Below are 13611 nucleotides of genomic sequence, written 5' to 3' on the forward strand. Positions count from 1 at the left end.
TATACGGATCCTGTTGGCGCTTCGTGCCTGTTTGTACGGTGGTCAACTGCGACTGAATTCCGGAATCTTCGGAAGACTTCGAAAAACTTTGCGTCGCAGCGACGGGATGTTCGCCTTGATTCTGGATGCGTGTGGTCCGTCGTATGGCCTCAGCGCGCCTTGCCAGTTCCAACACGATCAACCGGGGGCTCGAATGTCAGGACACTCCTCAGAATCGGCCGCGATATGCAATTCGCTGAACCAGAGCTGGAAAGGTTTCAGGAATCTGCCTGGGCAGCTTAGAAAACGACGCAGAGCATCACGCTTTAATGGACAGCGTTTAGACAGCGTGCTCGAACAACGAATTGTTCCCGCGACGATTGCTTTTGAAGCGGGAGTGGCGCTCGGGTTGTCGAACTTCCTTGACAGCGAATCACTTCTGGTTGAATTTGCAGACGAATCCAACGTGCGATTTACGTTGGGTGAATCGGCAGGGGATACCTGGCAGGCTGTGTTCGACCCCGGCCCGGGGGTTGATGGAATCGGCACTCGGACTCTGACCATTGCAACATCTGTGTTGTCCGGAAGTCTTGTGCATGTGGGAGAGCTGAACTCCAACGGTTTGCAGCTAGCGGTCGTGGGTTCTGGTTTTGACCAGCCTTTTCCATTTTCGTTCCAGGCCGGGCTTCTGGGGGAGTTAGCCCGCGTCGACTTCCCGGCAGAAACGAGATTCCTGGGTGGACTGGATGTATCCGTCGGCCACTATGGCAACTACAGCTTTGAGCAAACAGTCGCGACAAGTCCCATCAGCTTTGGCGGTCCGATCTTCGTTGAGGGGAATGTCAACTTTCGATCGTCTGGCGAATTGCGATTTGATCATGACTTTACTCTGACCGGCCCCACTGGTGCTGAAGCGATGAGCGTGGTCGCCGAGCAAATTGTCGTTGATGCGAACGTACAAACCGTCGATCCTGACGGGCCTGGGGGCGTTTCGGTCACTGCGTCAATCCAGATGCTGGCCGCCGGGGAGATTTTTCTGAATGGGACTGTGTCGACGGGTGATGTTGTGTCATCGACACCCGATCCAATATTCAGCGTGATCGCGTCCGGAGTCATCAATCTTCGATCCGGGCATCAGTATTCGTCGCCGGAAGAGTTCGCCTCGATCCTGGGGACGCAGAATGGACGTCTCGTCACCGGAAATGCAACGAACACGGCCGGCGGTCCCGCGTATAGTGGCAGCATCACCGTCGAATCGATTATCGGCGCCATTCAACTCCCAGCGGTCGATGCGATCACGACGGGCGATGCGATCACCGTTCCGGTTGAAGATCAGAATTCCTTTACTGGTTCCGGTGATATTAGAATTCACAGCCGCGAGGGGATCTATGCGTCCAACGCATCCGGAGCGCTGAGTATCCGGACGGGGCTGGCAATGGCATCCACCGGTGCTGGGTTTGATGATGCTGGCTATGGCTCTCTCTATATCAACGATCTGTATGAACTGGACAGTCAGTACAGTAGCGACATCCACATCACGAGTGCTGCTCCACTGCGAGTCAAAGAGCTTCGAACGAATCCGGAGCTTACAAATACCGTCGAGATCGACACAACGTCGTCACTGCTAGTGCTCGAGTTGATTCCGAACTTTGCTGATGATCATGTGGGACTGGCGGGAGACCAGATTTCGTTCCGGGCCTCGACAGGCGGTGCGATTGAATTTCTCGGCCCCTCCAACGGCGGTGCATTCAATATTGGATCCGGAAATTTGACGCTGGTTGCCGGGGAGCTCCGAAGCCGCTGGTGGATCGGAGATGTCCCGGGTGCCGTGCCGGATACGATTGCCGGCACGGGAACGGTCACGATCCGCTCAGCCTCTGGCGAGGGTGTCAGCCTGGGTGCGCCTGACCTGGAAGATCCTCTGCGGCCCACGGATGATTTGGTACTGACAGACGAATTTCTCGTTGCTTTTAAGGAGGGATTCTCTGAACTGATCTTTGGCGGAGGGGATCTCGAAGAAAGAGTGACGGTCGTCACGTTCGCAGCAGTTCATGATAACCTGAGACTGACGGCGCAGGTGGTCGAAGGAATCGGGAGGGCTGAGACCGAGAAGAGCTTAGTTGTTGATGCCACACGTGGTTCTATTGGGAGCGGTGTGAGCCTTCTGCGTCTGAGGGCAGCCGATACCATGCTCTTCAGGACAGCCGCTGTCGGCGGACCTGGCGACATCTGGGTGTCGCTTGGTACCTCGAAATTCGGCGTGGCGGACGGAATCGAACTCGGTAACCAGCGTGAGACAATCCTGCCTCAGGTGAAAGTCGAGACGGGACCGGGCCTGCAGGTCGTGACGCTGCAAAGTGACGCGATCTTTGTGAACGGCTCCATGGAGCTGGACGATCACCTGAATCTGCGAGGACTCGGATTTGTACAGGCCAACGGATTACTTTCCGCGTCCTCTATGAACGTACTCGGCGTCGAAGGTATTCAGGGCGGGACGCTTCGAACAACATCCGGAGACCTGTCTCTGCACACGGTGAATCGAGCAATCGGCAGTTCAAGTAACGATGTGGTGGTCGATGTGGCCGGTCAGCTGATTATCCAAACGGAAGCGCCCGGCGGGGCGGATGGTGATGTGTTTATTCGTTCGACGGGCACAATTCTGATTGGCGGGATGTCGACAGGCCCCGATCCCGACGTTGTCCACATCTCCTCAACCGGTGGCAATGTTTCGCTGGGTGGCAGCGTTGTCGTGAATGATGACCTGCAGATTTCTTCCGCGGGAACGGTCAACCTCTCGGTGCCCAACATGCAGACTGGCAGCCTCACCGTGAACAGCCAGTCGGGAGTCACAGGGACCGGAACAGTCAAGTCGACGAACTCCTCCGGGATCGTGCTGATCGCAGTCAACGGCGGCGTCGGGGCTAACGGCGTGCCGGTCAACATCCTGCTGGAAAATGGCGGCAAACTGATTACCACATCCAGCGGTGACCAGTTTGTGGCCTCAACAGGCACGGTCGCGGTGGATACGCTTGGTGCAGGTACCGGACAGATCAATATCGCTGGCGGCACTTTTCAGCTGACATCCAGTGACGGCGTATCGAACTCAAGTACCCTGGCCATTTTGACGGGCGGAACGCTGGACATCCAGTCCTTCGATGAGGTGGTCTCTGGCTTAACGATTGACGGAGGTCAGGTCATTTCGTCGACGGGCACCATTGTCAGCACGTCGGGAGTTGTGCTTGTCACCACTGGCGAAGCATCCGGGATCGGGGGGGATCAAAACGTCGAGAAGACCGGCGAAGGCGGTTTTATTTTTCACGGTGATAATCCAACGACCGGAATCATCAGTGTTGGAGCCGGGACTCTGATCTTTGGTGCAGACGCAACCGCACAGAATTCAACGATCAGTGTTGGCCAGAACGGCACAGTCACGTCCACCTCTGAAGCTCCGGTAATTTCCGTGGGAAACGTGGCGCTTTCGACGTTTGCCCTCGTCACAGCTGGCAACAGTCCGGGAATCTTTGGGATGGGTCAGCTTCAAGGGCAACCCGGGGCTCGCATGCTGATCGAAATCATGGGACCCGATCCGGGCACCGGTTACGATCAAATCATTGTCAGCGAGTCAGCTGATATCACTGGGATGGATTTGATCATCCAGATGACCTCATACACACCGGCGACAGATGCACATTTCACCATCCTTGATAATTGGAGCTCTCAGCCAATCATTGGGACATTTGCCGGATTGGCCGAAGGGAGTGTTCTCTCCCTTGATGGCGTCGAATTTCAACTGAGCTACGTCGGCGGTGACGGAAATGACATCGTTTTGTCCCGACACACAGCCACGGGGCCCACGGACATATTGCTTGACAACAATCTCGTCCCGGAAAACCAACCCAAAAATGGTTTGATTGGCAGCTTTTCGACGCTTGGTGAAGATCCGGATGTCTCCTATACGTATGACCTCGTTTCAGGTGAGGGAAGCGAGGACAACGCTGCTTTTCAGATTTTCCGAGGGAAGTCACTGACGCCAGTCGAAGCATTCGATTTTGAAATGAAGAACGTTTACTCGATACGAGTTCGTTCCAATGGTTCCAATGGACTGGTCTACGAAAAGGCATTCCTGATCGAGGTGACGGACGTGACTGAACTAGCTGGCATCGACGTTCAGCTGGGTTTGAATCAGCGTTCGTATGTTCGCTATCTGGACGCGGTCTTTGATCGCCCGGATGAGCTTCAGGACCTGTTGAACAACAATCGGTTGCAACTGAATCGATATGACCTGAATGGCTCCAACGGAAGCAGCATACCACTTCCTTCGTATAGCCTGGTTGGCAACACCATTCGTTTCGACTTTGGTGTTCAGGGGATCGGTGGCAATCGCAATTCCAATGTCGGTGACGGCTACTATCAGCTGGTCTTCGATCACGACGGCGATGGCGGCTTTGAGGCCGGTTCACCAATGAAGAGCTTCCATCGATTGCTCGGTGATGTGAATGGTGACGGCAAAGTGGATGCGATTGATAAGTCACAAGTGCTGCTTGCCAATCGCACCTCAAACGCAGAATCCGATGCGAACGGGGATGGCATCGTCAATCTGACAGACATGTCGCTCGTCAACCGTGCCTTTGGAAGGAAACTGAAAGAGGATCTGTTCAGCGATGATTAATTCCTGCGGATATTGGCTGGAGTCTCAGAAATCGCAGGATGCTGTCGCTTGAGTGTTGTCATTCTGAATGGTCTGAAGATATGAAACCGTTTCCATTGTTAAGTTTTGTCGTGCTGACGTGTCTGATGACGAAAGCAGACGCCGGAATCATCGTCTCGTTCTCGCCAACAATACCGTCACCGCTGGTGGCTGGCGGTTCCGGACAAGTCGACGTTCTGATCGCCAGTGACACCGGCACAGACTTGCTCGACCAGTATCTGGCAAGTGTGGTTCTCTCTCCAGTTGGAGGACCACTCGGTGGTCTTGTGTTCTCGCCATTTCAGTCCGAGACATTTCTAACCGATTCCAGTTATGTCTTCTTCAATCGCAGTCAGAGCGTGAATCTCGGTGCTCCCGCTGGTACCGTCAATTTCAGCGGTGATGTGTATTCTGCGTATGACGCCACGGACGACGGCAGCGGGCCACCGCCAGCCCCGGGGCTGCAAGATCCCATCTTTGTGCCAACAGTGGGCAACGAAGCACTGTTGTTTCGACTCGACCTGGACGCCCTAGCTGCAGGAACTTATGAGATTGACCTCGATCCCCTGTCGCAGTTCGTTGATGAGAACGGATTCGACATATTCTTCGCCTCAACCTCAGGATTCCTGACGGTGAATCCCGCGCCGGCGGCTGTGCCGGAACCCGGCAGCATTCTGCTACTAAGCGTCGGAACGATGGTTGCAGCGGTCCGATATCGACGGTGTAAACAAGCAAGTGAGTCAATCGCATAGTCGCGGGAAGCTTGAGACGAACGTGCCTTCGTTTGACCCGTGGCCGAGTGAGTCCAGGCGGTTGGCTCAGGCCCGCGACAACCAAACCGGCGGCCACGTGTCAAACGGCTGTCGACACTACACGAAAGCACCGGATTGTGGCATAATTTGCGAGGTAGAATTGGCGAGTTCGTCTCCCGTCGTTTGCCTCACAAATGGTGCCGTGAATGTCTGACGTGACATTGATCCTGCAGCAGATTGAATCCGGTGAAGCCGAAGCGGCGGAGCGGTTGATGCCGCTGGTGTATGACGAACTGCGTAGGCTCGCGGCATCGAAACTCGCGGCGGAAAGACCGGACCATACGCTGCAGGCGACGGCGCTGGTGCATGAAGCGTATATGCGGCTCGTGGGATCGGATCAGCCGTGGCAGGGAAAGGCCCATTTCTTTGCTGCTGCTGCCAATTCCATGCGGCAGATTCTGATTAACTGGGCATTGGCGAAAAAAGCCGACAAGCGAGGCGGCGCGGCCAAACGGATCGACATGGACGACCTGGCTCCGTCGTACACCACCGATCCCGACATGCTGCTCGATCTGGATCAGGCTCTGACGGAACTGGCGGCCGAAGATCATGATTCTGCGGAACTCGTCAAGCTGCGGTTATTCGCAGGGCTCTCTGTCACTGAAGCCGGTGAAGCTCTGAAGCAGTCTCGTACGGAAGCCTACGAGAACTGGAAATTCGCCCGCGCGTGGTTTGCGGCTCGTGCGATGAACGGGGCGAACTGAGAGCGTTCGCACGTGCGGAAACCAGGACTGAGTTGGCTTGTAGGACGGCCTTTTTAGGCCGTACCCATCGGTCTTCGACGGCCTGAAAAGGCCGTCCTACAGCAAGTCGTCTGCGAACCGCACGACGTAGAAATTTCCAGAGAATTCTCCGGACGACTTTCGGATGAATCCTGCATTGAATCGTGGTGAGACAAAGAGCCGCGAAATTCGCCGCTTCCGTTGGATGGTTCCGAATCGAGACCATCGACACGTCTTCCCCGTCGAACACGCTGTGCCGCTTCGATGTTGAGTCAAACCGACAGCCAATTACAGGAAGCTCCCATGTCTCTGCTCCGAAGACTTCTGTTAAGCCTTGCCGCCGCGATGGTTCTGTCCGACGTCGCTCTGGCTCAAAAGGGCGGCGGCAAGACCACGCCAAAGCTCTCCATAACGATCTCGCCATCCACCATCTATGAAGGAAATACTGCAGCAGGGGTAGTGACCCACAACAACTCCAATACGACTTCGGCTGTCAAGGTGACGCTGAGTACCAGTGACAAGACGGAAGCTGTAGTTCCCATGACTGTCACGATCCCTGCGGGAACGACTTCGGCGACGTTCCTTGTGAACACCTTGAGTGACGGAATCGTGGATGGGAATCAACCAGCGAGAATCTCCGCCAGTGCCAAAGGTTATAGTTCCACCATCGCTGATATTATCGTGAGTGACAAACCCATCTTCGAATATCGCACGACAGTCGTACCCACATCAAGTACCGTGCGAAATATCAACGGCATCACCAACAACCGTCGTGTCTTCGGCGCGATTTGGAACTCTGATGGTAGTGATCAGTGCGGTTTCATGTATGACCAGGTCACCGGTAACGTCTACGAAATGAACAGGATTTCCGCCCTCGCTGCGCAGGTGCATCAACTGACGGACGCGGATTTCTCGATCTACTCCATTACTAGTATGAACGAGAGCGGAGTGATGACAGGATATATTGAGAACAGCACTTCAGGCATTCGTTATGGAATAATCATCGATCCAATTGTTGAAGGTCAATTCAACGACGATCCGATTGACTGGATCGTTGAACTGTTGCCAGATCTGGGCAGCACGTATACGCAACCGACGCAGATCAACGAGTTTGGCGATGTTGTCGGGGTCTTCCGGCAGCCCGATGGGTTTTGGGGCGCGTATATCTGCAATCCGTGGAGCGGAGGAACGCCTTCCGTATTGCCCGTCACTCTATCGGGTGGCTCCCTTGTGGTAAAACTAAACGATTTCGCAGAAGTGGCAGGTGTCGACAGTCTGAGGCGAGCCTTTCGCTACGACTCGTCGACCGAACCCGTCCAGTTTTACTCAGACGCGGACTATGCGTCGGTAACGGGTCTGAACAATGCAGGTGTTTTTTCAGGCAGAGCCTGGATCACGGTGCCCGGAACCAGCGGCAACGGCACTACGACTACCCCGGTTGCCTACCGACATGATGGAATACTTCGGCCGATCGCCGACACCATCGCAGCGGCCCTGGCCGATAGCCTGAAAGAAACAGGAGATGTCGCGTGTTATTCTCAATCGTCCTCGAATCCAATGTTGTCTCACACTGGGTTCGGTTTGGATGACGCTCCTCACCTATTTTCGCTCTCCGAGTCTATCGCTGCAGATGATCCACTCAAGACATTATTTGTGACGAATGGAGCCGCTCTGTATGCAATCAACGATCGAGACGATACAGGGTATCCCCAGCTCGTGTGCCGAATGGCGGTTCCCGACGGCAGCGGCGGGACCGCCAGCGTGGCCGTGATTTTGACTCCGGAGCTCGTGCCGTAGCATTCGGAATTCCTAAAGACTATGTCACTGGCGAGCGGAATGCGTCAGCTTTCCGGTACAACTTTCCTCACTCGGACCGGCTGGCTGACACCATCCGCTCGCTGAATCATTCTGAATACTTTTGAGCTCGCCCATGATCCAAAACAAGACCTCAGAACCACTATCAGCGAAAGCCATTTTTCTGAAGGCGATGGAGCTGGCCGATGAAAGTCAGCGACAGCAGTGGTTACAGGAACAGTGTGGCGGCAACTCAGAGCTGCTTCGCAAAGTAGAAGCACTGCTGGCGGCCGCAGGCGGGAAATCCGCTGCCAGCCCGCTGGATGCAGTGGCGAACGCGATGGGCGTGGAAGAAACGGTTCTTACTGCGGATCTGGAACCATCTCCGGATGCCACCACGAAGCCTCTGCCGCCCAGGTTAGAACGGCAGCAAATTGGACCTTACAAGCTGCTGGAACAGATCGGGCAGGGCGGGTTTGGCACGGTCTATATGGCCGAGCAGACATCTCCAGTCAAACGCAAGGTTGCACTCAAGGTGTTGAAGCCGGGAATGGATTCGAACGAAGTGATCGCTCGTTTCGAAGCCGAACGGCAGGCGCTGGCGATGATGGATCATCCCAACATCGCTCGCGTGCTCGATGGTGGCACAACCGAACAGGGTCGGCCCTACTTTGTCATGGAACTTGTTCGCGGTGTCCCTGTGACGGATTACTGCGATGAAGTCCGAGCGACCACGGAAGAGCGACTGGCTTTGTTCGTCGACATCTGCCGCGCCGTCCAGCATGCTCATCAGAAAGGCATTATCCACCGCGACCTGAAGCCTTCCAACGTGCTGGTCACGATGCACGATGACAAGCCGGTTCCGAAAGTGATCGACTTCGGTATCGCCAAGGCCCTCAGTCAGCAGTTGACCGATCGCACTCTGTTCACGGGCTATCAGCAGATGCTGGGGACTCCGGCCTATATGAGCCCCGAACAGGCTCAGATGAGTGGGATTGATATCGATACACGCAGCGATGTGTACTCGCTGGGGGTATTGCTGTATGAACTGCTGACGGGAACAACACCCTTCGAAAAATCGTCGCTCGCAAAGATCAGCATTGATGATCTTCGCAAGATGATCCGCGAACAGGACCCGCCTCGCCCGAGTGCTCGCATCACCACAATGGAAGCCAACCTGCGATCCACGATGGCCGATCGAAGACGCATCGACCACCGTCGAGTCAGCGAGCAGCTTCGCGGCGAACTCGACTGGATTGTCATGAAGGCCCTCGAGAAAGACCGCAACCGCCGCTACGAATCCGCCAGCGCCTTCGCGGCCGATGTGCAGCGATTCCTCAACAAGGAGCAAGTGCAGGCCTGCCCACCTACGTTGTGGTATCGACTGAAGAAGTTCTCGCGGAAGAACCGCGTTCTGCTGACAACGACAGGCATTTGCCTGCTGATGCTTATCGCAGCAAGCGGCGTCAGTATCGCCTACGCGGTGCAAGCTCAGACCGCAAAGAGAGACGCTGACAAACAGCGACAAGACGCCATCGCCGCACGAGAAGAAAGCGATCGACGACTGATGCAATCGCGTGTCGATTTCGATCGTGCGCTCAAATCGCTGGACACGATCGTACAGGAGATTTCTTCGCCCGAATTTGCTCAATTGCCTGGTGCTGATCGTGTGCGAGATGACATTCTGAACAAAGCGATGAAGTTTTACGAGGAAATCATCTCGGAACATGACAATGATCCGTATGCCCGAATGAAACAGGCGTTGGCACATCATCACATTGCGCAAATTCATGAGGGGCGTCTTGATGCTGAAGCCGTTTTGAATGCCACGAACCAGTCCATTCACCTGCTGGAGAGCCTGATTGCAGAACATCCGGAGGAGCTACGGTTTCAGCATAGCCTGACACTGCCACTCTTCACGCGAATGCACTGGCAACCGACGGCGGCCGAGAGACTGAAAGATGCGGAGCGATGCCTGGAAATCACTGAACGGTGCACGAACGCTGGTGTCGTGGATGACCCCGAACACCTCGCGTTGCTTTATTACAAAGTTGCCGAATGGTTGCCGACGGATTCTGGACGTGCCAGAGAATTCGTCCAAAAGTCCATCGAGACATCCGAATCACGCGGTCTGGATCCGGTACCGGGCACTCAGTATTGGCTGGGAGAGCGGGCCAGGGAGAACGGCGATCTGACTGAGGCCGTTGAAAAGCATCGTCAAGGGATTGAGCTCTTTGAAGAACTGGGTACCGATTTGACAAACCGTCATCGTCACGTTGATCGCTGGCTTTCCAGTCTGTGGTGCTCGTTTGGCGGAAGTGTATCTCGAACTGAAGCAGCAAGCAGAAGCAGAGGCGACGATGAGACTGGTCCTTGAGCGAGCACGCCAGTTGCATCGTGAATTTGGTCACGATGTTCGAGTCCGACAGTCTCTGATCGACCGTTGCAGAGAATTGGGCTACCTTCTGCGGTCGTCCGGATGCCCGGAAGAATGCCGGAGAAATTCTACGGGATACGACTCAGGAACTGGCGAGGTACTCCCGTCCAGACGTTTCCTTATTACTTGAGCTTGCACGTTCTCAGTCTTCGACCGCAAGTCATCATGAGGCTATTGCATCCCTGTCCGCAGCCGTTGATGCCACAACCGACGGAGTCGCTGCACATTTTGATCTCGCGTGGTTACTGATGTATTCCCCGGTGCCTGAGTTGCAGGACAGAGACCGAGCACTCAGCGTTCTGGAGTCTGCACGGAAAAAGGAACCCAACAATCATATGATCCTGAACCTGCTGGCCGAACTCTACATCGTGCGATTTGATGATTTGGAGCAGGCGGATCGCATCGTGCAACAGGTTCTGGAACGCGATCCTGAAGACGCTGGTGCACTCATCAATCGGAGTCGGATTCTGTTGCTCAGGGCGAGTATGCTGAAGCTGTTGAATCGATGAATACGGCGATCAAGACTTCTCCGACCGTTTGGTCGTACACTTATCGTGGAGAACTTCATGCTCTGAGCGGCCGTGATGATTTGGCAATTGCCGATCTCAACGAAGCCCAACGCCGTTCACCAACATCACAAGAAATGACGGTGATTCACTACCGACGTGCTCAGGCTAGTTTTCGACAGCAATCCTACGAACAGGCAATTGCGGATTTGACTGACTGGGCGCAGTTGGTCCCTGCGGCCGAAGCTCTTTCGGTGCTCACCGCAATTCCTCAGGAATCGCTTTCCATGTGCAGCGATCCAACCTTCAGAAAAGGAATGCGAGAACTCGCCGATCATCTTGTTGAGAGAAACCAGCAATCGGCGCAATCCCTGAAGGCCCGGGCCGATCTTCTGCGTAGCTTTGGTGAATGAACGCCGGACTGGGAGCCATTCTGTTTCGTGCGGGTGACCTGGATGAGGCTCACAAGGTGCTGAACGAAGCTCTGGATTTGCCAACTCAAGATGGCAATTCGCCAGCCTCTGTTCATTACTTTCTCGCCATGAATGAACATCACCGCGGACACAGCGATAACGCGAAGAGCCACCTGCAGAAGGCCAATGAGGTTGCTGACGCCGAACTGTTGAGTTCGCTCCCTGGAACCGCAGACTGACGCTGGAATTGCTTCGGAGTGAGGCTGCCGCGTTTGTGCGTGTCGATTCAGAAAACGAGTGACACTCGGAAACGCATGGAATAGAGCGACTATCGGCAAAGAACGCTTCGCTGTATGCGATTCAGCCCGTTGATGTATGTCAGCAGTAGTGAGTGCAGAGGTCGACATCTATTCGCGGTTGAATGGCTGGCTGGCGGATGACAGAGATGCCTTTCCTTTGCGGCAACGTCATTCTTCAAGAAAGCAGGAAATGCCGGAACATTCCTTGCGACACTTTCTCTAATACGCCGAAGAGGCCAGTGGTACAGACCACTGGCCCCTCCAGATGAAGATCTGTTGCAAAACGATCGATGCTTATTCACTCACGTCGTTTAAGTTGCGTGAATTCTCCGGCGGACTATCCTCACCGTTGTCTGAGCGAATCACGGATCCTCCGCTTGTCAGGCTGAAGTCAGCAGTGTTATCTCCATTTCTGACTTCAAACGAGAGGGTCGACTGGACATTGTATTCCATTGGAATGGTCTCTGGATTCCCTGGCGAAGTATTCCCATCACTATCCTCGTTGGGAGCGGTACCCGTTGAAATAAGGACGCGGCAGGTGCCGAGTACGACTCCAGCGACGTCATCATTGTACATCAATGAATAATGTCCATCCGAATCCGTTACACCGGATGAGGGCCGACCGTTCTGCGGAATAAATACAACGCTGGCATTCGGAACCGGCTTGTTGTCAAGCCGGATCGTACCAGAGACGTCCGCCAGCTCGGGAAGTCCACTCCTCCCGCATCCCGAAACAAAGGCCATTGAAATCAGCAGAACGGGCAGGGCTCTCCCGGGCATTCTAAACCACGTCATTTATCAAAACTCCGATATTACCAGGCCATCGTTAATAGAGTAAAGACGCTGATATAGACCATACCCGGCTGCCCCGTTTGCCTGATCAAACGGATCATTTGCATCCCATACTCGAGTTGTATGCTGTATGTTTTCGCTGATGAATCGCACCGATCCATCCGCCAGAGCAAATTGTGCTCCTCCCGTGTGGCGACTTGACGCAGTTCGTGCCGGACCGTTGGCTGTATCGGTCGGCCAGGCGCGAACATTAATACCAAACTCGCCATGAATCATGCCGCGATTTGTTTCGCCTGCAGTCCATCCATTTCCAGCTGTCACAGATCCATACAGTCTTGCACCATTCCAGTTGGTGTCGTCCTGCTCACCGATCATAATCGAGTTTGTGGTACCGTCCGTGATATCTCGCATCTTTCGAGGCTTGTGTGTGTAGTCTCTGTTGAACATGCCATTCGCGCGGGCTCCGTTTGTCGCTCCATAGTTACTAAAGCTGGAGCATGCCGCTTTGTAACTGGTCGTGGCGTGAGGTCGAATCGCCCCGGTTTGTCCCGCATTTCCGGTGTTGGCCTGAGGAACGCGAGTATCCGAAGGACACAGCATTGCAGGCAGGGGATTTGCCGCAAGCAGTGCATTGTTGACAGACTGCGGGTAGTTTGTGTTGGAGATCGGGAACGACGGATCGAATTGATTAAACAATGCAGACTGTTCAATCATCGGCAGGATGCTGTAGGACCAGAAGAATCCGGTGCCGCCTGCGACGTCGTTGGTAGTTCCATCAAAGTGAGCTTTGTAGTAGTGACCAATCGGAAAGCAGCTGTACACATCGTGATAGTTGTGCATTGCAAGTGCGATCTGCTTTAGATTGTTCTTGCACTGTGTTCGACGAGCAGCTTCTCGGGCTTGCTGAACGGCAGGAAGCAAAAGTGCGATCAGAATGGCAATAATGGCAATAACAACCAGTAACTCGATCAATGTAAACCCGGATTTCCTTCGCATACGCATACACCTTTCTTAAGAGAGAAGTATTAATCTCAGTACGAATCTGAGGGGAACACTCAAGATGGAAGAACTCTGAAGGACTTCTGCAGCAGGATGGCATCGTTCCGAAAGTCTAATCGTATTCGGCTCTGTCAGCGCAGGCGTTTGCGCTCTGATATCACGAGACAACTG

10 protein-coding genes are annotated in these 13611 nt (G+C 54.4%); 8 read left to right on the forward strand and 2 right to left on the reverse strand.

Features of this window, described 5'->3' with window-relative positions; all coding sequences use genetic code 11:
• Nucleotides 1-193: 193 nt before the first annotated feature.
• From R3C20_04230 to R3C20_04265, 8 genes are all read left to right on the forward strand, one after another.
• The gene (locus tag R3C20_04230) at nucleotides 194-4648 is read left to right on the forward strand and encodes a hypothetical protein (GenBank protein MEZ6039688.1); all 4455 of its coding nucleotides are present in this window, start codon (nucleotides 194-196) and stop codon (nucleotides 4646-4648) included.
• A gap of 38 nt (nucleotides 4649-4686) precedes the next feature.
• Nucleotides 4687-5418 (forward strand): PEP-CTERM sorting domain-containing protein, encoded by a 732-nt coding sequence (locus tag R3C20_04235; GenBank protein MEZ6039689.1) that lies wholly within the window; start codon nucleotides 4687-4689, stop codon nucleotides 5416-5418.
• A 206-nt stretch (nucleotides 5419-5624) separates the two neighbouring features.
• Complete coding sequence (locus R3C20_04240) at nucleotides 5625-6182, forward strand: ECF-type sigma factor (protein MEZ6039690.1); 558 nt, start codon at nucleotides 5625-5627, stop codon at nucleotides 6180-6182.
• Nucleotides 6183-6503: 321 nt separating this feature from the next.
• Nucleotides 6504-7997, forward strand: a complete 1494-nt coding sequence (locus R3C20_04245; GenBank protein MEZ6039691.1) for a hypothetical protein — start codon at nucleotides 6504-6506, stop codon at nucleotides 7995-7997.
• A gap of 133 nt (nucleotides 7998-8130) precedes the next feature.
• Nucleotides 8131-10371, forward strand: a complete 2241-nt coding sequence (locus R3C20_04250) for a serine/threonine-protein kinase (GenBank protein ID MEZ6039692.1) — start codon at nucleotides 8131-8133, stop codon at nucleotides 10369-10371.
• 320 nt (nucleotides 10372-10691) lie between these two features.
• A complete protein-coding gene (locus R3C20_04255; GenBank protein ID MEZ6039693.1) occupies nucleotides 10692-10940 on the forward strand; it encodes a tetratricopeptide repeat protein in 249 nt (82 codons plus the stop codon).
• Nucleotides 10937-11350, forward strand: a complete 414-nt coding sequence (locus tag R3C20_04260; protein MEZ6039694.1) for a hypothetical protein — start codon at nucleotides 10937-10939, stop codon at nucleotides 11348-11350. The genes R3C20_04255 and R3C20_04260 overlap by 4 nt, the downstream gene beginning before the upstream one ends.
• Nucleotides 11347-11589: a tetratricopeptide repeat protein gene (locus R3C20_04265; GenBank protein MEZ6039695.1), complete on the forward strand. Its 243-nt coding sequence runs from the start codon at nucleotides 11347-11349 to the stop codon at nucleotides 11587-11589. Before R3C20_04260 ends, R3C20_04265 begins: the two co-directional genes overlap by 4 nt.
• Nucleotides 11590-11943: 354 nt before the next feature.
• On the opposite strand, the gene R3C20_04270 is transcribed toward R3C20_04265, so the two are convergent.
• Together R3C20_04270 and R3C20_04275 are read right to left on the reverse strand one after the other, a co-directional pair.
• Nucleotides 11944-12444: a carboxypeptidase-like regulatory domain-containing protein gene (locus R3C20_04270; GenBank protein ID MEZ6039696.1), complete on the reverse strand. Its 501-nt coding sequence runs from the start codon at nucleotides 12442-12444 to the stop codon at nucleotides 11944-11946.
• 3 nt (nucleotides 12445-12447) lie between these two features.
• A complete protein-coding gene (locus tag R3C20_04275) occupies nucleotides 12448-13437 on the reverse strand; it encodes a DUF1559 domain-containing protein (protein ID MEZ6039697.1) in 990 nt (329 codons plus the stop codon).
• Between the last annotated feature and the right edge of the window lie 174 nt (nucleotides 13438-13611).

Source organism: Planctomycetaceae bacterium, from assembly GCA_041398825.1.
In the GTDB taxonomy this organism is placed as follows: Bacteria; Planctomycetota; Planctomycetia; order Planctomycetales; family Planctomycetaceae; genus F1-80-MAGs062.

Excerpts from the sequence above, each read along its gene's own strand:
- R3C20_04230 (MEZ6039688.1), top strand. The coding sequence starts at position 194 with ATGTCAGGACACTCCTCAGAATCGGCCGCGATATGCAATTCGCTGAAC.
- R3C20_04235 (MEZ6039689.1), top strand. The coding sequence starts at position 4,687 with ATGCTGTCGCTTGAGTGTTGTCATTCTGAATGGTCTGAAGATATGAAA.
- R3C20_04240 (MEZ6039690.1), top strand. The coding sequence starts at position 5,625 with ATGTCTGACGTGACATTGATCCTGCAGCAGATTGAATCCGGTGAAGCC.
- R3C20_04245 (MEZ6039691.1), top strand. The coding sequence starts at position 6,504 with ATGTCTCTGCTCCGAAGACTTCTGTTAAGCCTTGCCGCCGCGATGGTT.
- R3C20_04250 (MEZ6039692.1), top strand. The coding sequence starts at position 8,131 with ATGATCCAAAACAAGACCTCAGAACCACTATCAGCGAAAGCCATTTTT.
- R3C20_04260 (MEZ6039694.1), top strand. The coding sequence starts at position 10,937 with ATGAATACGGCGATCAAGACTTCTCCGACCGTTTGGTCGTACACTTAT.
- R3C20_04265 (MEZ6039695.1), top strand. The coding sequence starts at position 11,347 with ATGAACGCCGGACTGGGAGCCATTCTGTTTCGTGCGGGTGACCTGGAT.
- R3C20_04270 (MEZ6039696.1), bottom strand. The coding sequence starts at position 12,444 with ATGACGTGGTTTAGAATGCCCGGGAGAGCCCTGCCCGTTCTGCTGATT.
- R3C20_04275 (MEZ6039697.1), bottom strand. The coding sequence starts at position 13,437 with ATGCGAAGGAAATCCGGGTTTACATTGATCGAGTTACTGGTTGTTATT.